Consider the following 21114-nt stretch of genomic DNA (forward strand, 5'->3'; position numbering starts at 1 on the left):
GTTCGTCCACACCGGCGGACTGCCCGGCCTGTTCGGACACGCGCAGGCAATCGCGTACGCGGAGGAAGGGATCAGCACCCACGAGGCCTGACGGCACCTGGCCCCTTACACGCACCCGTGCTTCTCCTCCCCCGGAACTACGGCACTTCCCCGATGCCCGGCCGGCGGGCCTGCCCCTAACCTGCCGGTATGCGGCAAAGGGGGGCGATGACATGAAGGCGGTCGTCCAGGACCGGTACGGCTCACCGGACGTGCTGGAGCTCAGGGACGTGGACAGGCCCGTGCCCGGTGACGACGAAGTGCTGGTGCGGGTGCGGGCCGCCGGGCTGAACGCGTACGACTGGCACCTGATGCGCGGTGACCCGTACGTGGCCCGGCTGGCACTGGGGCCACGCGCGCCCCGTGCCCGGATCCGGGGCCGGGACTTCGCGGGCGAGGTGGCGGCGGTCGGCCGGAACGCAACGGATCTCCGGCCGGGCGACGAGGTGTTCGGCGAGGTCGACGGCACCTTCGCGGAGTATGTGTGCGTCCCGGACGCCTGGGTGGAGCGCAAGCCCGCCGCCCTCACCTTCGAGCAGGCGGCGGCCCTGCCGCTGGCCGGGAACACCGCCCTGCGCGGACTGCGTGACGTGGCAGGGGTGCGACCGGGCCAGCATGTGCTGGTCAACGGCGCCTCCGGCGGGGTCGGCACGTTCGCCGTGCAGATCGCCAAGGCGCTCGGCGCCGAGGTGACCGGCGTGTGCAGCACGCGCAACGCCGAGCTGGTCCGCTCGCTGGGCGCGGACCACGTCGTCGACTACACGCGCGAGGACTTCACACGCGGCGGGCGACGGTACGACGTCGTCCTCGACCTCGCGGCCAGCCACGGCATCTTTGGCCTCCGGCGCGCCCTGACGCCCACCGGGACGCTGGTCCTCGGCAGCGGGGGCAGCCCGGGACAGTTCCTCGGAGCCCCCGTCCTCATTCTCAAGGGGCTCGTGCTCTCCCCCTTCGTACGCCAGCGGCTGCGCCCGCTCATCGGCCCGGCGCCCAGCAAGGCGGTGCTGGCGGAGCTGCGGGAGCTGGCCGACTCCGGGAAGCTGGCCCCGGTGATCGACCGGACGTACGCGCTCGCGGAGGCGCCCGAGGCCATCCGGTACCTGGAGGACGTGCACGCCCGGGGGAAAATCGTCGTCACGGTGTGACGGCCCGCCCGGCGCGTCCAGGCCCGTCCCTGCCCGTCCATGCAGGTGCCCCGCGGCGCGGCACGCACCGCGGGGCACCTCGGGATCGGCTCAGGTCCCCGGAGCCTTCGCGTAGTCCTGTGCCATGGCGCCCGCGAAGTCGTACACCACGCACTGTTCGTCGCCCACGACCCAGGCGTCGTGGCCGGGCGGGCACACGAAGACGTCGCCGGGGCCGACCTCGCCCTCGCCGCCGTCGTCCATGCGCAGATGCATCCGCCCTTGGACCACATAGCCGTTGTGGTGGATCTGGCAGGTCTCGGTGCCCACGATCGGGCCCACGGACTCCGACCAGCGCCAGCCCGGCTCGAACGTGGCCACGGCGAAGTCGAGTCCGGTCAGATGGACCGCTTCGAGATGGCCGCGGGGGAAGTCGCGCCGCTCGTCAGGCTTGTCGACCGTCTTCACTTCCAACATGACGGTGTCCTCCCTTCCGGCCGCTCACCACGGCCGGGGCAGGTCTCCGTCTCCCGGCGGCCCCGGGTGGCGCCGGGCGCTCGGACGGCGGCCGTGCCCCACCACTCCATCCTCTGCCCGTCAACTCGGCGCCGCCATTCGGGGAACGGCGGAGTGCGGCGGAGCTCCTGGGACGTCGAGTTCGTTACGCGGGCAACATTGACATGCTCATGCAATTCATATCTGATTCACCCCAGCTCCGGCTGCCCGCGCGCCGCCCCGCCGCTCGGCCGACCCGCGCACGTACGCCCGACTCCCCGCGACGCGCGGTCCGTTCACCAAAAATCCCGTGTCATCCCCGCATGCTGAGCCAGTAACCCTACCGAGACAACGTTGTCAACGCCCCGGACGGAGGCCCCTCATGGCAACACCCCCCACCAGCAGCTTCCCGGTCGGACCGCCGGGCGCCCGGCCCACGCGCCGCTCCCTGCTGCGCACGGCAGCCGGGGCCGCGGCCGCGCTCGCCGCGCTCGGCGGACCCGGCACAGCCACCGCGACGGCCGAGGCGGCCGCGCCCGGACCGGCCGACCCCGCTCTCGCCGAGGACGTGCGCCAGGAGTTCCTCACCTCCTGGACCGCCTACCGGCGGCTGACCTGGGGCCGCGACGAGCTGCGCCCGGTGTCCGGCACCGGCTCCGAGTTCTTCATCAGCGGGGTGCCGCTGGGGCTGACCGTCGTGGAGTCGCTGGACACGCTGTATCTGATGGAGCTGGACGGCGAACTCGACACGGCCGTCTCCTGGATCGGCGGGAACCTGGACTTCGACCGCAACGCGAGCGTGCAGGTATTCGAGACGATCATCCGACTGGTCGGCGGCCTCCTCTCCGGCTACCACTGCACCGGCGACACGCTCCTGCTGACCAAGGCCCGCGATCTGGCCGACCGACTGCTGCCGGCGTTCACGTCGTCGCCGACCGGGGCGCCGTACCGATACGTCAATCTGCGCACGGGCGCGGTCAGCGGCAACCAGGTGCCGCTCGCCGAGATCGGCAGCAACATCACCGAACTGGGGTGGCTGTCCCTGCTGACCGGCGACCAGAAGTACTTCGACGCGGCCAAGAAGGCGCTGAAGGCACCGTACGACCGGCGCTCCTCGCTGAACCTGGTCGGGACGACGCTCAACGTCGACACCGGCGCCTGGACCGACGCCACCGCCCGGGTGGACCCGCCCGTGGACTCCTACTTCGAGTATCTGTGGGACGCCTACCAGTTCTTCGGCGACACCGAGATCCGCGGCTGGTACCAGACCCTGGCCTCGGCCGTCCTGCAACGGCTCGGGGAGACCTACGACGGGCGGCTGTGGTTCAGGTCCGTGAACATGAACAGCGGGGCGCTGGTCAGCCGGAGACAGTCCGAACTCAGCGCGTTCTACGCCGGGTTGCTCGCCCAGGGCGGCAACCTGAACGAGGGCGAGTCCTACCACTCCTCGTGGGCGGCGGCGCTGGGGTCGTTCCGGCTGCCGCCGGAGGGGATCGACTACTCGACGCTCTCGGCGACCAGCACGCAGTACCAGCTGCGCCCGGAGTACGTGGACTCCGCGCTGTTCCTGTGGCTGCTGACCGGCAAGGAGGTCTACCGGGACCGCGCCAAGTGGCTCTGGAACGCGCAGAAGAGCCACTGCAAGGTCGCGAACGGCTACACGATCGTGTCGGACATGACGACGACCCCGACGACCAAGGGGGATCTGACACCGGGGTACTGGTTCTCGGAGAACATGAAGTACTTCTATCTGCTGTGGTCCGGTGCGCCGCGCTTCGACTACACCACCAACTACCTGACCACCGAAGGCAATGTGCTGCGCGGCGCCAACCGGGTCGCCGCACCCGCGCCGAGCGGCACCTTCCGGCTGGTCAACCGGGCGACCGGGCGGGCCATGGACGTGAGCGGCGCATCGACGGCGGACGGTGGCGCGGTGATCACGTGGACCCCGCACTCCGGCGCCAACCAGCGCTGGATCGCGACCACTTCGGGCGGACTCACCAAGCTGACCGGCCTCAACAGCGGCAAGGTGCTGGAGGTGCCGCGCTCCTCCACCGCGGACGGCACGGCCCTGAACCAGTGGGCGCACAACGGCACCGCCACCCAGCAGTGGACGCTCCAGGCGATGGGCGGCGGCCACCAGCGCCTCGTCAACCGCAACAGCGGCATGGCCCTGGACGTCGACGGCACCGCCAACGGCGCGGCGGTGGTGCAGCGGACGGCCGGTGACGCGGCCTCGCAGCAGTGGCGGCTGGAGCGGGCGTGAGGGCGCGTCAGCGCCGGACGGCACCCGGCGCGGCCAACTCACCCGAAACGGCGGCGCCTTCGGTACGTCGTACCGCGAACACCGCGTACACATAGGCGAGGTCGACGACGAGGCAGCCGAGGTAGAGGTAGTACATCAGGGCGTTGTCGTAGCGCGGGTCCCCGTCGGGGTCGGTGAGCATCGTCAGGGAGGCACAGGCGGTTCCCAGGAGTTTGGCCAGCGCGATGCCCACGGACTGGCCGCGCGTCCCCCGGCGCGCGGCCAGCACCGCCAGGAACATCCCGGACATCGCCAGGTTGCTGCCGAACGCGGTGAGAACGCCGTCGCCCGCGTCGAACTCCTCCGAGACGTAGTTCATGCCCGGATAGGCGAGGAGCAGCAGCGCGCCCAGCGCGGGCAGGAACAACCGGTCGGGCAGATAGGGGAATTCGGCCCGGCCGAAGCGGACGACGGTGTAGCCGACGGCCACGTCGAAGCAGAACCACACGATGTTGATGACATGCCCGAGACCGGACGGCGGCCGAACGAAGGCGAACATGAACTCCCAGCTGATGTTGGTGGCGAACGCCACGATGGGCATGCCGAACGTCCGCTCCCGCACTCCGGTCCGGATCAGCAGCACGTAGGCGATGGTCCAGAAGACTCCCGTCCCCAGGAGAAACGCCGTGTGCACTGTATGCATGGATGCCCTCCGTAAGCCGCCCCGGTCCGGCTCGCGCCGGTGACTACTCTGGCACGGTGACCCTCACGAACGTGCTCTCGATCGCCGTGGACGAAACCTGGGACCCGCCACTGAGACCGCTTCCGCAGAGGGCCGCCGAACTGCTGCACCGACTTGATGCCCCGCCCCGGCTGGTCGCCCATCTCCGGGCGGTGCACGATGTCGCGGCACGGCTGGCCGACTGGGCCCAAGAAAACTGCCCGGCAATGGAGTTCGACCGGGACGCGGTGCTCTTCGGGGCCGCCACCCATGACATCGGCAAGACCCTGCACCCCGGCGAACTCACCGGCCCCGGCGCGCGGCACGAGGAGGCCGGACGTGAACTCCTGCTGGCGCACGGCGTCGACGCGGCACTGGCCCGGTTCGCCGGTACGCACGCGTCCTGGGACGCCCCGGTGGTCGGCGTGGAGGACCTGCTGGTGAGCCTGGCCGACAAGGTCTGGAAGAACAAGCGCGTCCCCGCCCTGGAGGACCTGGTCGTGGCACGGCTCTCCCGGGCCGGCGGGCGGCCGGACTGGGAGGAGTTCCTGCTGCTGGACGAGGTCCTCACGGCCATCGGTGAGGACGCCGACCGTAGGCTGGCGTACCAGATGTCCCATCCCGTGACACGAAGGTGACGATGCATTCGACATCCCTGGGCGACGACGGCGCCGAACTCGGCTCCCTCGAACCGGGTCGGGCCGGGGAGTTCCTGGCCCATGTGGACCGGGGGCGCGAGTTCATCGGCCGGTTCAACGGGCTGCCGGACGTCGTCACGGACCTGGAGTCGAGCCGGGCGTTCCTGCGTGCCTACGCGGACAAGGCCGCGTCGGACACCGGGCGGATCGCCGGGATCCGGGTGGACGGCGGGCTGGTCGGCGCGGTCGTGCTGCGCAGGCTGGACGTCGGGCAGGCAATCGCCGAGGCGGGCTGCTGGCTGGAGCCTTCGGCGGTGGGCAGGGGGCTGGTGACCCGTGCCGCGCGCGTGCTCATCGACTGGGCGGTCAGGGAACGCAAGATCCACCGCGTCGAGTGGTGGGTGTCCCCGGAGAACGAGCCGAGCATCGCCGTGGCCCGTCGGCTCGGGATGACCAAGGACGGTGTCCTGCGGGAGAGTTACCTCTATCGGGGGAAGCGGCACGACGAGGAGATCTGGTCGGTGCTGGCACCGGACTGGCTCCGCTGACGGAGCTCGCTACCAGGACCGCGCGATGTGCAGCAGGTGGTCGCGGACCCGGGCCACGTCGGCGTTCTCGGACCGGCCGGGGCGCTGGACCAGGAAGGCCGTGTTGATCGGCGGATCGTCGGGCTCGTGGAGCGGTACGAGGGCGCCGGAGGCCAGCTGGTCGAGGCAGAGGTAGCGGGGCAGCACGGTGAAGCCCGCGCCCGCGGTCACCGCCGCCAGGACACCGCGCAGATCGGGCACGGTCACGGCGGCGGGGCAGGAGAGCCGCCGGCCGAAGACATGGCGCCAGTAGCGGCGGGCGATCGGGAGGTCCTCGGCGTAGGTGATCAGGGGCACCGGGTGCAGCACGGCGGGGCCCTCGACGGCCAGTTGCCGCTTCAGCCGCTCGGCCCACACGGGGGCGGCGACCAGCACGAACTCCTCGTCCGCGAGCGGGACCGCGCTCAGGGTGCGGCCGCGCGGACGGGTCGTGGAGATCACCAGGTCGTGGCGGCCCGCGCGCAGTTCGTCCAGCAGCGGGTCCGTCAGCCCCGTCGCCACGCGCAGCCGTACGCCCTCCGCCACCAGCGGTGCCAGGGCGGGCAGCACACTGATGCACAGGAACTCCGCGGGCCCGGCCAGATGGACGGGATCGGTGCGGCCGCCCGGCACGGGGTGCGGGCCGGCCACGGCCGCGAGTTCGTCCATCGGTGCGGCGATCCGCGCCGCCAGCTCGTCGGCGACGGCCGTCGGCGCGACGCCCCTGGGCAGCCGTTCGAACAGCTCCCGCCCGGCCTGCCGCTCCAGGGTGCGCATCTGGGTGGTCACCGTGGGCTGCGACAGCCCCAGCAGCTGCCCGGCACCGGTGAAGGACCCCGACCGGTACACGGCCAGGAAGGTGCGCAGCAGGTTCAGGTCGAGGGAGGAGCTGTCCACCCGTCCGAGTATGGTCCGCGACCCATAGATCTTCCAATGCCGGACAGCGACTGCCTCGGCGATTGCCTATGGCTCGCCGCCGTCGTCGCCGGCGATCGCGGATCCTGGAGTCACGACAGGCCGGTGTGACGGCAGCCAGGGTGGCCCGGCCGGAAGCGAGGCTCCTCATGGCGTACGACGAAGGACTGGCCCAGCGGATCCGGGAGCGGCTGGGCGGGGATCCGGACATCGTGGAGAAGCGGATGTTCGGCGGGACGGGCTTCCTGTGCCGCGGCAACATGGCCGTGGGCGTGAGCGGTGACGACCTGATCGTGCGCATCGCCGCCGACGCCACGGATGCGGCCCTGGCCCGCCCGGGTGCCCGCCTCTTCGACCGGACCGGCCGCCCGATGCGCGGCTGGATCCTGGTCGCCGGCCCGGCCGTGACCGACGACGCGGTACTGGGCGAGTGGATCGACGAGGGACACGGCTTCGCGGCGGGCCTGCCGCCCAAGTGAGGCGCGCGTCCCGGGCGAGGACCACGGCGGCATGGCCACGGGCCGCCGGGGCGACCTCGGCGGCTGCGCGACCGGCCGAACGGGCGGCCGTACCGAGGCGTTGGTCTGCCGGTGGGGCCACGCCGGGGCTAGGTTGTGCGGCATGAGCAATCTTGACCGTCATGCGGTGCCCAGTGTGTGCGGCGGCCGGGGGTTCGTCGTCGCGGAACCCGTCCGGGAGCTGCTGAGCCCTCGTCAGGTCCCGCTGGGCGAGTCGACCGAGGTACGGCGGCTGCTGCCCAACCTGGGACGCCGCATGATCGGCGCCTGGTGCTTCGTCGACCACTACGGCCCGGACGACATCGCCGACGAGCCGGGCATGCAGGTCCCGCCGCATCCGCACATGGGGCTGCAGACGGTGAGCTGGCTGCACGAGGGCGAGGTGCTGCACCGCGACTCGACCGGCAGCCTGCAGACGATCAGACCGAAGGAGCTCGGGCTGATGACCTCGGGCCGGGCCATCAGCCACTCCGAGGAGAGCCCGCGGCCGCACGCCCGCTTCCTGCACGGCGCACAGCTGTGGGTCGCGCTGCCCGACGCGCACCGCGACACCGACCCCCGCTTCGAACACCACCCCGACCTGCCCACGGTCATCGCCCCCGGCCTCACGGCGACGGTCGTCCTGGGCGCCCTCGACGGCGCGGCCTCGCCCGGTACGGCGTACACACCGATCGTCGGCGCCGACCTCGCGCTCGGCCACGGCGCCGACGTCCGGCTGCCCCTCGACCCCGACTTCGAGTACGGCGTCCTGGCGATGTCCGGCGAGGTGCGCGTCGACGGGGTGCCCGTACTGCCGGGCTCGATGCTCTACCTCGGCTGCGGACGCACCGAACTGCCCCTGCGTGCCGAGTCGGACGCGGGACTGATGCTGCTCGGCGGCGAGCCGTTCGAGGAAGAGCTGGTCATGTGGTGGAACTTCGTCGGGCGTACCCAGGCGGAGATCGAGCAGGCCCGCGCGGACTGGACGACGGGCTCTCGCTTCGGTGAGGTCAAGGGCTACGACGGCGCTCCGCTGGCGGCGCCCAGCCTGCCGCCGACGCCCTTGAAGCCGCGGGGCCGCACGCGCTAGCGGGCCTCCGGGACCGTGGTGCGGTCGCCCTGAACCGTTCAGGCGCCGTAAATAGTAGCCATGGACATAATAGCCATGTACTGTATCTGCCATGAGCAACGGTTCCGCAGGAGCCACGCCCGGCTTCCTGGTGTGGCGGCTGTCGATGAAGTGGCGGGTCGCGGTCGACCGCGCGGTGGCTCCGCTCGGACTCACCCACGCGCAGTACTCGCTCGTCGCGTCCCTGTACGGCATGCAGCGCTCCGGACTGCGGCCCAGCCAGCGGCGCCTCGCCGACCACACCGGCCTGGAGGCCCTGTACGTGTCCAAGCTGGCCCGCAGCCTGGAGTCGGCCGGCCTCGTGGAACGCACCAGGGATCCGCACGACCCCCGTGCCGTACAGCTGGCACTCACCGAGGAGGGCCGCGAGGTCACCCGGCGGGCGATCGATGTCGTCCACGGACTCCTGAAGCAGCTGCTGGAACCGCTCGGCGGGCTCGACAGCCCGCGGTCCCGGGAGTTCACCCGGGACCTGGCAACCCTGCTCGACGCACCACTCGACCCGTTCAGCACGTCCGACAACGAGACGGAGCAGTCATGACCACCAGCGCACCCGTCGTCGACGGCCGCGTCGTCGCCCTGGCCCACTATGCAGCGCGTGCCGTCCTGGAACGCATCCTTTCCGCGTACGACGTCACCTTCCAGCAGTTCATCACCCTGCGCCTGGCCGCCGTGGCGGACGGCCCGGTCGAGCGCGACGCACTCGTCGACGGCGTCACCGGCGCCGTGAAGGTCGACGCGTCCGATGTGTACGTCACGCTCGACGAACTGATCACCGCGGGACTGCTGACCGAGGAGGAGCCGTCCCGTATGCGGATCACCGACGCCGGGCGGGAGTTGTACGCCAAGGGCTCCGCCGAGACCGCGGCGGCCGCCGCCCGGATCTACGACGGCATCCCGGAGGAGGACCGGGCCGTCGCCGGCCGGGTGCTGACGCTGGTCACGGAGCGGGCCAACGCGGAGCTGGCCACCCTGCACAAGTAGTGGAATATTGAACCACCTGGTTCCGTTGTCGGCCTCGAAGGAGGTCACGAGTGGAGACCCAGGTGGACACGAGGTACTACGACCACGGAACCGCGGCGGAGCGCTGGGAGCGCGCGCGGCAGTTCTTCGACGCCAAGGACTACGCGGGAGCGGCACGCGTCCTGACCGGGCTGGTCGAGGAGGCGCCGGAGCAGACCGGACCCCGGCTGCTGCTGGCGCGCGCCTACTACCACTCGGCCCAACTGCGGCGCGCGGAGGCCGAGTTGCGCGTCATCGTCGAGCGTGACCCGGTGGAGCACTACGCCCGGCTGATGCTGGGCCGCACGCTCCAGCGGCAGGCGCGGCACGAGGAGGCGGAGCAGCACCTGCGGATCGCCTCGGCGCTCGCGGGCGACTTCGAGCGCGGCTGAGAACGACACCCCGCACACGGGGGCCCGGTTCACCGACCAGGAACCGGGCCCCCGTTGTCGTGCGGTGGCCCCGGCGGTGGGCGATCTCGGCCGACGAAGTGGCCTGTGTCACCTAAGAGGGCGCAGTGCCGTGTCATGCTGACGCGATGCCGACTCCCCATGACCGTGCCCCTCTTGCGCCCCTGGCCGAGCGGGTCGAGCAACTCCTCGCCGTTGACGGCCCGTTGCCCATCGTCGCGGCCGGCGACCCGGTGCTGCGGCGCGGCACCGAGCCGTTCGACGGGCAGCTGGAGCCCGCCCTGCTGGCGCGTTTCGTCGCGGCCCTGCGCGCCACCATGCACGCGGCCCCGGGCGTCGGGCTCGCCGCGCCGCAGGTCGGGGTGGAACTGCGGATCGCGGTCATCGAGGATCCGGCGCCGGTACCGGAAGCGGTACGGCTGGCCCGGGGCCGGGTGCCGCAGCCGTACCGCGTCCTGGTCAACCCGTCGTATCAGCCGGTCGGCACCGCCACGGCGGCGTTCTTCGAGGGCTGCCTGAGCGTCCCGGGCTGGCAGGCGGTGGTGGCCCGGCACGCCGAGGTGCGGCTCCGCGCGCAGGACGAGCACGGCCGCACACTCGACGAGCTCTTCACCGGCTGGCCCGCCCGGATCGTCCAGCACGAGACGGACCACCTCGACGGCATGCTCTACCTCGACCGCGCGGAACTCCGCTCCCTGTCGTCGAACGAGGCGATGGCGGAGCGCTGGACGCAGCCGACACCGCAAAGGGCGGCCGAGGAACTGGGCTTCCGGCTGCCGTGATCCGGTGACGTCAACCCCGGTACGCCTCCAGCAGCCGCAGCCATACCTCGCTGATCGTCGGATACGACGGCACCGCATGCCACAGGCGGTTGACCGGGACCCGGCCGGCGACCGCGATCGTCGCCGAGTGGATCAGCTCGCCGACGCCCGGGCCGACGAAGGTGACGCCGCGCAGGATCTGTTCGTCCAGGTCGACGACCATGCGGGCGCGGCCGCGGTAGCCGTCGGCGTACAGGCCCGCTCCGGCCACCGAGGAGAACTCGACGTCGACGGCGCGGACGCGGTGTCCGGCCTGTTCCGCCTCGGCCAGGGAGAGGCCCACGGCGGCGGCCTCGGGGTCGGTGAAGACGACCTGCGGTACGGCGTGGTGGTCGGCGGTGGCGGCGTGGGCGCCCCAGGGGTCCGTCTCCAGGATCGGGACCCGGGAGGCGCGGGCGGCGATGGCGGCGCCCGCGATACGGGCCTGGTACTTGCCCTGGTGGGTGAGCAGGGCGCGATGGTTGACGTCGCCGGCCGCGTAGAGCCAGTCGCTGCCGGTGACGCGGAGGCTGTCGTCGACGGGCAGCCAGGAGCCCGGCTCCAGGCCGATCGTGTCGAGGCCGATGTCGTCGGTGCGCGGGGCGCGGCCGGTGGCGTAGAGGATCTCGTCGGCCTCGATGCGGTCGCCGGCGTCGGTGATCGCCACGACGGTGCCGTTCTGCCTGGTCACGGACTCCACGGAGGTGCCGGTGCGGACATCCACGCCGGCCTCGGTGAGGGACTCGGCGACCAGTTCACCGGCGAACGGCTCCATGCGGGACAGCAGGCCCTTGCCGCGGACCAGCAGGGTGACCCGGGATCCGAGGGCCTGCCAGGCGGTGGCCATCTCGGTGGCGACCACCCCGCCGCCCACCACGATCAGCCGGCCGGGGGCGGCCTGTGCGGCGGTGGCCTCGCGGCTGGTCCAGGGCTTCACGTCGGCGAGCCCGGGCAGGCCGGGCAGTTGGGCGCGGGTGCCGGTGCAGACGGCGACGGCGTGCCGCGCGGTGAGGGTCTTCGTCGCGCCGTCGGGGCCGGTCACGGTGACCGTGCGGGGTCCGGCGAGGCGGCCGTGGCCGCGGTGCAGGTCGGCGCCGATGCCGTCCAGCCAGCCCACCTGGCCGTCGTCCTTCCAGTGCGAGGTGTATGCGTTGCGTCGGGCCAGGACGGCGGCCGTGTCGAGGGGGCCCTGGACGGCCTGGCTCAGGCCGGGCAGCCGGCGGGCGTCGGCGCGGGCGATGACCGGGCGCAGCAGGGCCTTGCTGGGCATGCACGCCCAGTACGAACACTCGCCGCCGACCAGTTCGCTCTCCACGACCGCGGTGGACAGTCCGGCCGCGCGGGTGCGGTCGGCCACGTTCTCCCCCACGGGTCCGGCCCCGAGCACCACGACGTCGTACGCGATGGATTCCGTTTCCGTCATGGGGTCAGTCTGGTGGCTGGTGTGCGCGGTGGCCACATGGGTAAGCGCGCGGAATAGGTACCCGGGCCGCCGTGTTGTGCGGACGGTTTCGCCCCCGCAGCAGGAAGTAGGGATTACGCATGAGCAGCACCGTGGAGCTCACCAAGGAGAACTTCGACCAGACGGTCACGGAGAACGAGTTCGTCCTGATCGACTTCTGGGCGTCCTGGTGCGGGCCGTGCCGTATGTTCGCCCCGGTCTACGAGAAGGCCGCGCAGGAGAACCCGGACCTGGTGTTCGGCAAGGTGGACACCGAGGCCCAGCCGGAGCTGGCGCAGGCCTTCGGTATCCAGTCGATCCCGACGCTGATGATCGTCCGTGACCAGGTGGCCGTGTTCGCGCAGCCGGGCGCGCTGCCCGAGGCCGCCCTGACCGACGTCATCGGGCAGGCCCGGAAGCTGGACATGGACGAGGTCCGCAAGAACATCGCCGAGCAGCAGGGCGGCACGCAGGGCGAGTAGTCCGCGCTTCCCCGGGAACGGCCGTGTCCCTTGGAAGGGGCACGGCCGCACGGGGTCCGGCCGGAAGAGGTACGACGCCTGCCAGGGGCACACCGGCGGCCGCCGTCAGCTGGAGTCCCGGTGGACCATCGACGCGCCCAGGACCTTGTGCGTCTCGGGTGGCGCGCCGGGGTTGCGTACCGCGCGGTCGACCAGTTCGGCCAGGTCGCGGCCGGACGGCAGTTCGATGTGGACCGTGCTGAGCCGGGGCCGCAGCAGCCGCCCCAACATGAGGTCGTCGGCGCCGATCACGGCGGTGTCCTCGGGTATGCGGACGCCCTCGTCCTGCAGCGCGCGCATCAGGAGCATCGCGTACTCGTCGTTGTACGCGAACACCGCGTCCAGGCCGAAGTCCCGCCAGCGGGCGGCGAGTTCGGCGGCGGCCCGTTCGTCGTGGGCGAGGGGCAGTTCGGTCACCGTGGCGTCCGTGCCGCGCAGCGCCTCGCGCAGGCCCTTGAGGCGGGGCCGGGAGAAGGCCTCCAGGCCGGGTTCCTCGGGGACGACCACGCCGATACGGCGGCGGCCACGGGCATACAGATGGGCGCCGGCACAGTGGCCGACGCCGTCGTGGTCCATCAGCAGGGCATGGGCCCCCTCGACGCCCTCGGGGCCGAGGGTGACCACCGCGCGGGCGCCGGCGCGTTTGAGGACGGCGACTCCCTGGGGGCCGAGTCCGGCGCCGGGCACCAGGACGGCGACCGGTCGCAACTCGGCCCAGGCGCGGGCGGCTTCGTCGCCCTGCAGTCCTACGGTGCCGTACTGGACGACCGTGTAGTCGAGGCGGCCGAGGGCCCACTGGAGCTCGTTGAGGAACTGGCCGTAGAGCGGGCCCACCGGGATGGCCGGGGCGGGCATCAGGACCATGCGGCTGTGCCCGGCGCGCAGGCTGCGGGCGGCCGCGTGCGGCACGTACCCGAGTTCCTTCGCTGCCTCGTGGACGCGGCGGCGCGTGGGCTCGCTGATCCGTACGGCACTGGTGTTGTTGAGGACGTAGGAGACGGTCGCGCGCGAGACGCCGGCCAGGCGGGCCACATCGGCGCTCGTGGGGACGGAGCGCGGTGCGGGCGACGCGGACGAGGGCGTGTTCGGTATCTGCACCATGACGTACCGCATCTTGGCAGAAGCGCCGAGCGACGGTCGCGGCGGGGGAACGTGATTCACGGTAGCACCGAAGCGGGCAGGCAGCGGGCGAGCGAGCTGCGACGAACACGTTCGTCGCGAACTTGTTCGTGACGAACGTGTTCGTTATCGTGAGGGCATGACAGCCCGACCCGACACCCCCCGCAGCCGCCGGGAGCGCCCCGCCAAGCCCGCCCTGACCCGGGAGGGGATCGTGGCCGCCGCGGTCGCCGTGCTCCGCGCCGAAGGACTGCGGAAGGTCACCATGCGGCGCCTGGCACAGGAGCTCGACACCGGCCCGGCCTCGCTGTACGTCTACGTGCGCAACACCGACGAACTGCACGCGGCCGTCCTGGACGAGCTGCTCGGCACGGTGGGGCCCGCCCCGGCGGACGGCACCTGGCGGGAGCGTCTGGAGCGGGTACTCACCGCGTACACCGAGATGCTCCTCGAACACCCCAGCCTGGCCCGCTCCGCACTGACGGCCCGCCCGAGCGGCCCGCACTACCTCGACCTCATCGAGACCCTGCTGGCGCTGCTCGACGAGGGCGGTGTGCCGTCCGCCCGGGCCGCGTGGGGCGTGGACCTGCTGCTCCAGCACGCCACGGCGACCGCCGCCGAGCACGCCGGGCAGGACACCTCACCCACCGCGCGGGGCGACTGGGACGCCCTGGGCCGGGCCCTGGGCAACGCGTCCGAGCGCACCCATCCGCACATCGCCGCCACCGCCGGCGAGTTGATGTCGGGGGCGCCCGAGGCCCGTCTGTCGTGGGCGTTCCAGGCACTGATCAACGGCATCGAGCGGACCGCCGTACCCGACTGACCATCCCTCAGGAGGCCACCATGTCCATCACCCATCACCCCATAGCCGTCGTCGGAGCCGGTCTGGGCGGGCTCGCCCTCGCCCGTGTCCTGCGGGTGCACGGCATCGAGGCGGCCGTCTTCGACCTGGACGACTCCCCCGCCGCCCGCATCCAGGGCGGGATGCTCGACATCCACGACGACTCCGGCCAGGAGGCCCTGCGCGCCGCCGGCCTGCACGAGGAGTTCCTGACACTCGTCCACCAGGGCGGACAGCGGATGCGGATCCTCGACAAGGACGCCGTGGTCCACCTGGACCAGTCCGACGACGGCACCGGCGGGCGGCCGGAGATCGACCGCGGCGATCTGCGCGGCCTGCTGCTGCGGTCGCTGCCCGAGGGCACGGTCCGCTGGGGCACGAAGGTCACCGGGGCCCGCCCGCTCGGCGACGGCCGGCACGAGGTGACCCTCGCGGACGGCGGACGCTTCACCACGGATCTGCTGATCGGCGCCGACGGCGCCTGGTCGCGCATCCGCCCGCTGCTCTCCGCCGGCCAACCCGCCTACATGGGCGTGTCGTTCGTCGAGGCGGACCTGCTGGAGGCGGACACCCGCCACCCGGTGAGCGCGCAGGTGGTCGGCGGCGGCATGCTGTTCGCGCTCGACGCGGGCCGCGGCTTCCTCGCCCACCGCGAGAGCGACGGCAGCCTGCATGTGTACGTCGCCCTCAAGGCCCCCGAGGACTGGCTGGACGGGATCGACTTCGGCGACACCGAGGCGGCCAAGTCGGCCGTCCTGGAACACTTCGCGGACTGGGACGAGTGCCTGCGGGCGCTGGTCGCGGACGCGGACGGCGCACTGGTGCCGCGGCGGATCCACGCCCTTCCCATCGGGCACCGCTGGGACCGGGTCCCCGGTGTCACGCTGCTCGGTGACGCCGCCCACCTGATGTCGCCGTTCGCGGGCGAGGGCGCCAACCTCGCCCTGCTCGACGGCGCGGAACTGGGCCTGGCGATCGCCGCGCACCCGGGCGACGTCGAGGCCGCGCTGGCCGCCTACGAGGAGCGGCTGTTCCCGCGCAGCGAGGCATCCGCGGCCGACTCGGCCCGCGGCGCGGTGCTGCTGTTCCGGGAGGACGCACCGCGCGGTCTGCTGGAGCAGTTCGCCGCGCTCGGCTGAACCGGGCTCGGGGTCACGGGGGCGGCCCCGTACCGCTCACGCGGGCGGTTCCGTACCGCTCACGCGGGCGGTTCCGTACCGGTCACCCGGGCGACGAGGTCGGTCCAGCCGGCCTCCAGCCGCTCCATGGGCATCCCGCACTGCCTGGTCAGATGATTGATCAGGGCCGGGTCGAGATACGCCAGCAGCGTCTGCGAGAGGAGTTCGCAGTCGGCGTCCGGCAGGATCTGCCGCAGCAGCATCGTGACGTGGGTGCGCAGCGCCTGCACCGAAGGGTGGGAGAAGCGGCGGGTCGCCTCCGGCTGGGCGGCCAGTTGCAGGTCCAGCTGTTCCGCCGCGCGGTACAGCACCGCGATGCCGAACGCGCGCAACCGCTCGACCGGCGGCGCACCGGGACCCAGCGGCGGCGGGCCGCCGAGGAAGTCGGCCTGCAGCTGCCGCGACGAGTGGTCGAGCAGCGCCGTCAGCAGGCCGGTGCGGTCGCCGAAGCGCCGGAAGACGGTCCCCTTGCCCACCTCGGCAGCCGCCGCCACCGCCTCCATCGTGACCCCGGCCACCCCGTGCTCGGCGATCAGCCGGGCGGCGGCCTCCAGCAGCCGGGCGCGGTTGCGGGCCGCGTCGGCGCGCAGGCACGGCTCACCGGGCCCCAAGCCGACCTCCAGAAGTTGAGGCGCGTCGAAGGGCTCCTGGTGCTTCGGGAAGGGCGGCAGGGTGCTGGACATGAAGACAGCGTAAAGCACCGGGAAGAAAACTGGACCGCGGTCCGGTTATGGTGTTACAACGATAAACGGACCCCGGTCCGGATCGTAACCGCACTGTTTCAGCCCCCTGGAGTTCCCCATGTCCGTCCGTATCCTCGCGCTCGTCGGCAGCCTTCGCGCCGGTTCGACCAACCGCCAGCTCGCCGAGGCCGCCGTCAAGCACGCTCCCGAGGGCGCCGAGATCGCTCTCTTCGAGGGCCTGGCCGACATCCCCTTCTACAACGAGGACATCGACGTCGAGGGCAGGGTCCCCGAGGCCGCCGCCGAGCTGCGTGCGGCCGCGCAGGCCGCCGACGCGTTCCTGCTGTTCTCCCCCGAGTACAACGGCACCATCCCGGCCGTCCTGAAGAACGCCATCGACTGGCTGTCGCGCCCGTACGGCGCCGGCGCCTTCGGGGGCAAGCCGGTCGCCGTGGTCGGCACCGCCTTCGGCCAGTACGGCGGTGTGTGGGCCCAGGACGAGGCCCGCAAGGCCGTGGGCATCGCCGGCGGCAAGGTGCTGGAGGACGTCAAGCTGTCCATCCCCGGCTCGCTGACCCGCTTCGCCGAGACCCACCCGGCCGACGACGCCGAGGTCGCCGCCGCGCTGACCGACGTCGTGACGCGGCTGCACGGCACCGTGGGCGCGGCTGCCTGAGCCGGGCCGTCGCGAGTCCCGCAGGGGCCGGAGCTCCCGGAGTTCCGGCCCCTGCCGCGTCCCTTTCACTCCAGCTCGGCCAGCCGCTCGACCACCGGGGCGGCGAAGCGCTCGATCCATCCGGCGGGCTCGCCCAGGAACGGGAAGAGGACGACGGTGTCGATGCCGAGCTTGGTGTAGCCGCTGATGTCGGTCAGGAACGCGTCGAGGTCCTCGGCGGTGGCCGACTCGCCCATGTAACCGATGGTCTTGCGGATCGCGTCGTAGTCACGGCCGAGGGCGTCGCAGTGCCCGCGCAGCACGTCGAGCTTGTGGCGGAGCTGCTCCGGGGACGTGGCGATCAGATTGCAGGCGTCCGCGTACTGGGCGACCAGACGCAGCGTCTTCTTCTCGCCCGTGCCGCCGATCATGATCTCCGGGTGCGGGGCGCTGACCGGCCCCGGCACGCACAGCGTCTCGGCGAGCCGGTAGTACTCCCCCTCGAACGGGCCGTTGTTCTCCGGGTCCCACATCTGCAGGCAGATCCGCAGGGTCTCCTCCAGCCGCTCGAACCGCTCCGCGAGCGGCGGGTACGGCACACCCAGCCCATGGTGCTCACGGTCGTACCAGGCCGCTCCGATGCCCAGCGTGGCCCGGCCGCCGGACAGCACGTCGAGGGTGGTGACGATCTTGGCGAGCAGGCCGGGATGACGGTACGTCACACCGGTGACCAGCGCGCCGAGACGGACGGTCGACGTCCGGCCCGCGAGGTAGCCGAGGGTCGAGTAGGCCTCCAGCATGGGGTCCTCGGCGCCGCCGTTGATCTCCATCTGGAAGTAGTGGTCCATCACCGAGAGCCAGCTCACGCCCGCCGCCTCGGCCGCGCTGCCCGCCGCGGCCAGTTCGGCGGCGAGCGCGGGAGCACCCTCGGAATGGTTGAACCGGTTGATGTGCACGCCCACCCGCATGTCCGTCTCCGTTCCGCCCAGGCCCTCAACGACAGGAGCGAGATTAGGACGTGAAGGGCGGCTCGGGCCAAGGCCCTTCAGCGGTCCTCGATCCGGACACGAGCGGTGGCGTCACGGCACGCGGCTCCCGATGCCCGGCGCCTGGGACCGCGTGGCCCACGAGACCGGCTGGACCGCGCTGCTCGGGGAGCAGCGGGGCGGCCCGGACGGGTCTTCGCAGGCAGCAGGCGCAGCTCCGCCCCGTCGCGGAACCTGGGCACACCGGCCAGGCTGCACGCCTGCCACCGGCCGCGCCGCCGGCGGCGAAACCGATCAGCGCGCGGCGTGCCCGGCCCCGCGAGGGCCACGCGCCGGGTGCGATGTGGTGGGCCCGATGTCCGGAGGGTCAGTGATCATTCCGTGGGCCGGCGGCCGAGGCCTTCTTGATTGCTTCCCGGACGCGGAAGTACGTGCCGCAGCGGCAGACGTTCTCGATGCGGTCGATGTCGGCGTCCGTCGGATGGGGCGTCTTCTTCAGCAGGGCCGCCGCGGCCATGATCTGGCCCGGCTGACAGAAGCCGCACTGTGCCACGTCGCAGTCGATCCAGGCCTGTTGCACGGGGTGGAGGGTGTCACCGTCGGCCAGGCCCTCGATCGTGGTGACGCTGCGGTCCGCGCAGTCCGCGACCGGTACGACGCAGGGCTGGATCTCCGCGCCGTCGAGATGGCTGGTGCAGGCGCGGCAGACGCCCACCCCGCAGCCGTACTTGGGGCCGGTCACCCCGAGCATGTCGCGCAGCACCCACAGCAGCGGCATGTCGGCGGGCGCCTGCACGGTGACCGGTTTCCCGTTGAGGACGAAGGAGTACGAACGCATAGGAGCCTTCTCGGAGTTGATCGGCGGCTGATCAGAAGTCGAGGGGGAAGCGGCGGGGCTTGGTGCCGGTCGCCCGGGCGTAGGCGTTGGCGACGGCGCCGGAAGCGGCCGGCACGCCGAGTTCACCGGCCCCGCCCGGCTCCCCGCGGGAGGGCATGACGTGCGCCTCGAAGTGCAGCGGGGCCTGCGCCTGGCGGGCATAGCGGAAGTCGGCGAAGCTGCCCTCGCGGACGGCGCCCCGGTCGATGTGCAGACCTGCCTGGAGCACGGTGGAGATCCCGTCCATCGCGGTACCCATCAGCTGGGCCTGAAGACCGCGCGGGTTGACGGCGGTCCCGACGTCCGCTGCCATCACCACCTTGGTCACCCTGGGATGCTTCGGGTCGGTGACGTCGATCTCGGCGAGACAGGCCACGCAGGAGCCGTACTCCTCGTGGACGGCCACCCCCTGGGCCGTGCCCGCCGGCATGGCGCGGCCCCAGTGCCCGGCGGCCGCGACCTTGTCGAGCACGGCCTTCACGGCCTTGCTTCGCAGCGTGGTGCGCCGGAACGCGACCGGGTCCTTGCCCAGACTGCGCGCGACCTCGTCGACGACGATCTCCTCCGCGGTCCGCATCGTGCCGGAGTCCACCGACCGCCAGGCACCGAGCGGTATCGGCAGCTCGATACCGCCCGAATTCCCGGACACCCGGCCGAAGTTGTACAGACCGCTGTCGCTGGGCAGCGGGCCGGCCGCGGGCGTACGACCGGTGAGCAGCGCGGCGGGGGCCGCCCCGCCCTGCGCGGTCAGACCCTTGCCCTGGGACGACTCGCCCACCGAGGCCATCGCGTGCTCGAAGGCGACCACCCGGCCGCGCACGACGCTGGCCCGGATCCGGTGGTGGCTGGCCGGGCGCATCCGGCCGTGCCGGGTGTCGTCGTTGCGGGTCCACATCAGCTTCACCGGGCGGCGGGCCGCCTTGGAGATCAGGGCCGCCTCGATCGCGGCGTCGAAGTTCAGCCGCCGCCCGAACGAGCCGCCGCCGCGCACCACATGGACCCGGACCTTGGACTTCGGCAGCCGGAGCAGGTCGGCCAGTGTGTCCCGGGCGTCCATCGGTGTCTGCGAGGAGAACCAGAACTCCGCGTGGTCGGCGCGTACGTCGGCCACCGCGGTCAGCACCTCCATCGGGGCATGGCTGACGAAGGCGAACTCGAACTCGCCCTGAACCTGCGTCGATCCGCGCGGCGGGGTGGACAGGCGGGGGACCGCGCCCTTGAGCCGGGTGCGGATGCCCGCGTCCGAGAGCGGGGCGAGCGGGCCCGCGGCCCAGGTGATGCGCAACGCGTCCCGTGCCTTGAGGGCATGGTGGAAGGTCTCCGCGACGACGGCGACCCCACCGGCCGCCTTGACCACGGCGAGGACCCCCGGCATGGCCCGGGCCGCGGCGTCGTCGACCGAGACGAGCTTGCCCCTGACCGTCGGCGGCCGGGCCACCACGGTCGGCTTCGCTCCGGCCGCCGACAGGTCGCCCGCGTACTCGGCCCGGCCGGTGACGATGTCCCGGGCGTCGATCCGGTTCGCCGGCCGTCCGATCACCCGGTGCCGGGAGGCCGGCTTGGGCCGGTCGGGCACGGCCGGGCGGCGGATGCGCGCGGCGCTCTCGGTGAGCGACCCGAAGGTGGCGGTGCGCCCGTCCGGCGCGACGACCATGGTGTCGCGGGTGCGCAGCAGCCGCGCGGGCAGGTGCCACCGCCGGGCGGCCGCGGTCACCAGTCTGGCGCGTGCGGTGGCGGCGAGCTGCCGGGCCGGTCCGTACAGCGAACTGACCGAACTCGAACCGCCGGTGTACTGGTTGCCCTTGGCGCGGGCGTCGGCGAGCGGAATGGAGACATCGGCCAGGCGGGCGTCCAGTTCCTCGGCGATCATCATGGCGACCGCGGTGGTGATGCCCTGGCCGACCTCCAGGCGCGGCAGCCGCACGACGATCCTGTTCGCCGCGGTGACCTCCAGGACCAGCATCTCCTCGTCGGTGCCGGTCACCAGGACGTCGGAGGCCCGGCGCGCGCCCTCCGCGGTGGGTTCGGCGCCTTCCGCGGACGGTGTGTCGCAGCCGAGCGGGGCGGCGACGGTCAAAGTGGTCGCCGCCAGTGTGTAGACCATGAACCTCCGGCGGGAAAACCCGTCGGCCTGACGGGGCCGCAAGGACTCGTTGGCGTCCAAACGAGGGCTCCTGTCGATCGTCGGTGCGTCACGACTGCCGGTGCGTCACGACTCGTCTCGACAGATAT

Annotated in this window: 23 protein-coding genes; 14 read left to right on the forward strand and 9 right to left on the reverse strand. The window is 72.3% G+C overall.

The genetic code is table 11. The features are described from left to right. Positions 1-212 precede the first annotated feature (212 nt). A complete protein-coding gene (locus ACFY1J_RS12795) occupies positions 213-1184 on the forward strand; it encodes an NAD(P)-dependent alcohol dehydrogenase (protein WP_390731203.1) in 972 nt (323 codons plus the stop codon). Between the two features lie 90 nt (positions 1185-1274). Here ACFY1J_RS12795 and ACFY1J_RS12800 read toward each other — a convergent pair whose 3' ends face one another. Then, positions 1275-1640 carry a cupin domain-containing protein gene (locus tag ACFY1J_RS12800; protein WP_363298160.1) on the reverse strand — a complete coding sequence of 122 codons (366 nt, stop codon included), beginning with the start codon at positions 1638-1640 and terminating at the stop codon, positions 1275-1277. A gap of 400 nt (positions 1641-2040) precedes the next feature. On the opposite strand from ACFY1J_RS12800, the gene ACFY1J_RS12805 reads away from it, so the two are divergent. Next, positions 2041-3924 carry a glycoside hydrolase family 47 protein gene (locus ACFY1J_RS12805; protein ID WP_390731204.1) on the forward strand — a complete coding sequence of 628 codons (1884 nt, stop codon included), beginning with the start codon at positions 2041-2043 and terminating at the stop codon, positions 3922-3924. A gap of 7 nt (positions 3925-3931) precedes the next feature. On the opposite strand, the gene ACFY1J_RS12810 is transcribed toward ACFY1J_RS12805, so the two are convergent. Next, positions 3932-4606, reverse strand: coding sequence for a hypothetical protein (locus ACFY1J_RS12810; protein ID WP_390705790.1), 675 nt, complete (start codon positions 4604-4606; stop codon positions 3932-3934). 56 nt (positions 4607-4662) lie between these two features. Between ACFY1J_RS12810 and ACFY1J_RS12815 the strand changes: the two genes are divergently transcribed. Continuing rightward, positions 4663-5262 carry an HD domain-containing protein gene (locus ACFY1J_RS12815; RefSeq protein ID WP_390731205.1) on the forward strand — a complete coding sequence of 200 codons (600 nt, stop codon included), beginning with the start codon at positions 4663-4665 and terminating at the stop codon, positions 5260-5262. 2 nt (positions 5263-5264) lie between these two features. Continuing rightward, positions 5265-5810 carry a GNAT family N-acetyltransferase gene (locus ACFY1J_RS12820; protein WP_390731206.1) on the forward strand — a complete coding sequence of 182 codons (546 nt, stop codon included), beginning with the start codon at positions 5265-5267 and terminating at the stop codon, positions 5808-5810. A gap of 9 nt (positions 5811-5819) precedes the next feature. Here ACFY1J_RS12820 and ACFY1J_RS12825 read toward each other — a convergent pair whose 3' ends face one another. Beyond that, the gene (locus tag ACFY1J_RS12825) at positions 5820-6725 is read right to left on the reverse strand and encodes a LysR family transcriptional regulator (protein ID WP_390731207.1); all 906 of its coding nucleotides are present in this window, start codon (positions 6723-6725) and stop codon (positions 5820-5822) included. A gap of 167 nt (positions 6726-6892) precedes the next feature. Between ACFY1J_RS12825 and ACFY1J_RS12830 the strand changes: the two genes are divergently transcribed. The 6 genes from ACFY1J_RS12830 to ACFY1J_RS12855 all read left to right on the forward strand — a co-directional run bounded on the left by ACFY1J_RS12830 (position 6893) and on the right by ACFY1J_RS12855 (position 10563). Further along, complete coding sequence (locus ACFY1J_RS12830; RefSeq protein WP_390731208.1) at positions 6893-7222, forward strand: TfoX/Sxy family protein; 330 nt, start codon at positions 6893-6895, stop codon at positions 7220-7222. Between the two features lie 142 nt (positions 7223-7364). Then, positions 7365-8330, forward strand: coding sequence for a pirin family protein (locus ACFY1J_RS12835; protein WP_390731209.1), 966 nt, complete (start codon positions 7365-7367; stop codon positions 8328-8330). Positions 8331-8421: 91 nt separating this feature from the next. After that, positions 8422-8910 (forward strand): MarR family winged helix-turn-helix transcriptional regulator, encoded by a 489-nt coding sequence (locus tag ACFY1J_RS12840; RefSeq protein ID WP_390731210.1) that lies wholly within the window; start codon positions 8422-8424, stop codon positions 8908-8910. Beyond that, positions 8907-9353, forward strand: coding sequence for a MarR family transcriptional regulator (locus ACFY1J_RS12845; protein WP_390705783.1), 447 nt, complete (start codon positions 8907-8909; stop codon positions 9351-9353). Before ACFY1J_RS12840 ends, ACFY1J_RS12845 begins: the two co-directional genes overlap by 4 nt. A 62-nt stretch (positions 9354-9415) precedes the next feature. Further along, entirely contained in the window at positions 9416-9763 is a 348-nt protein-coding gene (locus ACFY1J_RS12850; RefSeq protein ID WP_390706242.1) for a tetratricopeptide repeat protein, read from the forward strand. 146 nt (positions 9764-9909) lie between these two features. Continuing rightward, positions 9910-10563 (forward strand): peptide deformylase, encoded by a 654-nt coding sequence (locus tag ACFY1J_RS12855; RefSeq protein ID WP_390705782.1) that lies wholly within the window; start codon positions 9910-9912, stop codon positions 10561-10563. 10 nt (positions 10564-10573) lie between these two features. Here ACFY1J_RS12855 and ACFY1J_RS12860 read toward each other — a convergent pair whose 3' ends face one another. Next, positions 10574-12004 (reverse strand): dihydrolipoyl dehydrogenase family protein, encoded by a 1431-nt coding sequence (locus ACFY1J_RS12860; protein ID WP_390731211.1) that lies wholly within the window; start codon positions 12002-12004, stop codon positions 10574-10576. 119 nt (positions 12005-12123) lie between these two features. On the opposite strand from ACFY1J_RS12860, the gene trxA reads away from it, so the two are divergent. Beyond that, entirely contained in the window at positions 12124-12504 is a 381-nt protein-coding gene (gene trxA / locus ACFY1J_RS12865; protein WP_263214994.1) for a thioredoxin, read from the forward strand. A gap of 105 nt (positions 12505-12609) precedes the next feature. Here the strand turns inward: trxA and ACFY1J_RS12870 are convergent, their stop codons facing one another. Next, the gene (locus ACFY1J_RS12870) at positions 12610-13656 is read right to left on the reverse strand and encodes a LacI family DNA-binding transcriptional regulator (RefSeq protein WP_390731229.1); all 1047 of its coding nucleotides are present in this window, start codon (positions 13654-13656) and stop codon (positions 12610-12612) included. Between the two features lie 145 nt (positions 13657-13801). Between ACFY1J_RS12870 and ACFY1J_RS12875 the strand changes: the two genes are divergently transcribed. Further along, a complete protein-coding gene (locus tag ACFY1J_RS12875) occupies positions 13802-14485 on the forward strand; it encodes a TetR/AcrR family transcriptional regulator (protein WP_390705779.1) in 684 nt (227 codons plus the stop codon). A 20-nt stretch (positions 14486-14505) separates the two neighbouring features. Continuing rightward, entirely contained in the window at positions 14506-15642 is a 1137-nt protein-coding gene (locus tag ACFY1J_RS12880; RefSeq protein ID WP_390705778.1) for an FAD-dependent oxidoreductase, read from the forward strand. A 59-nt stretch (positions 15643-15701) separates the two neighbouring features. Here ACFY1J_RS12880 and ACFY1J_RS12885 read toward each other — a convergent pair whose 3' ends face one another. After that, positions 15702-16382, reverse strand: a complete 681-nt coding sequence (locus tag ACFY1J_RS12885; protein ID WP_390705777.1) for a TetR/AcrR family transcriptional regulator — start codon at positions 16380-16382, stop codon at positions 15702-15704. Positions 16383-16482: 100 nt separating this feature from the next. On the opposite strand from ACFY1J_RS12885, the gene ACFY1J_RS12890 reads away from it, so the two are divergent. Further along, complete coding sequence (locus ACFY1J_RS12890; RefSeq protein WP_390705776.1) at positions 16483-17040, forward strand: NAD(P)H-dependent oxidoreductase; 558 nt, start codon at positions 16483-16485, stop codon at positions 17038-17040. 65 nt (positions 17041-17105) lie between these two features. Here the strand turns inward: ACFY1J_RS12890 and ACFY1J_RS12895 are convergent, their stop codons facing one another. The 3 genes from ACFY1J_RS12895 to ACFY1J_RS12905 all read right to left on the reverse strand — a co-directional run bounded on the left by ACFY1J_RS12895 (position 17106) and on the right by ACFY1J_RS12905 (position 20986). Continuing rightward, positions 17106-17987: an LLM class F420-dependent oxidoreductase gene (locus ACFY1J_RS12895; RefSeq protein ID WP_390705775.1), complete on the reverse strand. Its 882-nt coding sequence runs from the start codon at positions 17985-17987 to the stop codon at positions 17106-17108. Positions 17988-18372: 385 nt separating this feature from the next. Beyond that, positions 18373-18843, reverse strand: a complete 471-nt coding sequence (locus ACFY1J_RS12900) for a (2Fe-2S)-binding protein (RefSeq protein WP_390705774.1) — start codon at positions 18841-18843, stop codon at positions 18373-18375. Positions 18844-18874: 31 nt separating this feature from the next. Beyond that, the gene (locus ACFY1J_RS12905) at positions 18875-20986 is read right to left on the reverse strand and encodes a molybdopterin cofactor-binding domain-containing protein (RefSeq protein ID WP_390731212.1); all 2112 of its coding nucleotides are present in this window, start codon (positions 20984-20986) and stop codon (positions 18875-18877) included. Positions 20987-21114 lie beyond the last annotated feature (128 nt).

Origin of the sequence: Streptomyces sp. NPDC001406, from assembly GCF_042895285.1 — a bacterium.
In the GTDB taxonomy this organism is placed as follows: Bacteria; Actinomycetota; Actinomycetes; order Streptomycetales; family Streptomycetaceae; genus Streptomyces.

Bases quoted from the DNA above. Each gene is read 5' to 3' on its own strand.
- ACFY1J_RS12895 (WP_390705775.1), bottom strand. From the start codon at position 17,987: ATGCGGGTGGGCGTGCACATCAACCGGTTCAACCATTCCGAGGGTGCT.
- ACFY1J_RS12820 (WP_390731206.1), top strand. From the start codon at position 5,265: ATGCATTCGACATCCCTGGGCGACGACGGCGCCGAACTCGGCTCCCTC.
- ACFY1J_RS12845 (WP_390705783.1), top strand. From the start codon at position 8,907: ATGACCACCAGCGCACCCGTCGTCGACGGCCGCGTCGTCGCCCTGGCC.
- ACFY1J_RS12810 (WP_390705790.1), bottom strand. From the start codon at position 4,606: ATGCATACAGTGCACACGGCGTTTCTCCTGGGGACGGGAGTCTTCTGG.
- ACFY1J_RS12800 (WP_363298160.1), bottom strand. From the start codon at position 1,640: ATGTTGGAAGTGAAGACGGTCGACAAGCCTGACGAGCGGCGCGACTTC.
- ACFY1J_RS12840 (WP_390731210.1), top strand. From the start codon at position 8,422: ATGAGCAACGGTTCCGCAGGAGCCACGCCCGGCTTCCTGGTGTGGCGG.
- ACFY1J_RS12905 (WP_390731212.1), bottom strand. From the start codon at position 20,986: ATGGTCTACACACTGGCGGCGACCACTTTGACCGTCGCCGCCCCGCTC.
- ACFY1J_RS12830 (WP_390731208.1), top strand. From the start codon at position 6,893: ATGGCGTACGACGAAGGACTGGCCCAGCGGATCCGGGAGCGGCTGGGC.
- ACFY1J_RS12860 (WP_390731211.1), bottom strand. From the start codon at position 12,004: ATGACGGAAACGGAATCCATCGCGTACGACGTCGTGGTGCTCGGGGCC.
- ACFY1J_RS12795 (WP_390731203.1), top strand. From the start codon at position 213: ATGAAGGCGGTCGTCCAGGACCGGTACGGCTCACCGGACGTGCTGGAG.
- ACFY1J_RS12880 (WP_390705778.1), top strand. From the start codon at position 14,506: ATGTCCATCACCCATCACCCCATAGCCGTCGTCGGAGCCGGTCTGGGC.
- ACFY1J_RS12870 (WP_390731229.1), bottom strand. From the start codon at position 13,656: ATGCGGTACGTCATGGTGCAGATACCGAACACGCCCTCGTCCGCGTCG.
- ACFY1J_RS12835 (WP_390731209.1), top strand. From the start codon at position 7,365: ATGAGCAATCTTGACCGTCATGCGGTGCCCAGTGTGTGCGGCGGCCGG.
- trxA (WP_263214994.1), top strand. From the start codon at position 12,124: ATGAGCAGCACCGTGGAGCTCACCAAGGAGAACTTCGACCAGACGGTC.
- ACFY1J_RS12875 (WP_390705779.1), top strand. From the start codon at position 13,802: ATGACAGCCCGACCCGACACCCCCCGCAGCCGCCGGGAGCGCCCCGCC.
- ACFY1J_RS12855 (WP_390705782.1), top strand. From the start codon at position 9,910: ATGCCGACTCCCCATGACCGTGCCCCTCTTGCGCCCCTGGCCGAGCGG.
- ACFY1J_RS12900 (WP_390705774.1), bottom strand. From the start codon at position 18,843: ATGCGTTCGTACTCCTTCGTCCTCAACGGGAAACCGGTCACCGTGCAG.
- ACFY1J_RS12805 (WP_390731204.1), top strand. From the start codon at position 2,041: ATGGCAACACCCCCCACCAGCAGCTTCCCGGTCGGACCGCCGGGCGCC.
- ACFY1J_RS12890 (WP_390705776.1), top strand. From the start codon at position 16,483: ATGTCCGTCCGTATCCTCGCGCTCGTCGGCAGCCTTCGCGCCGGTTCG.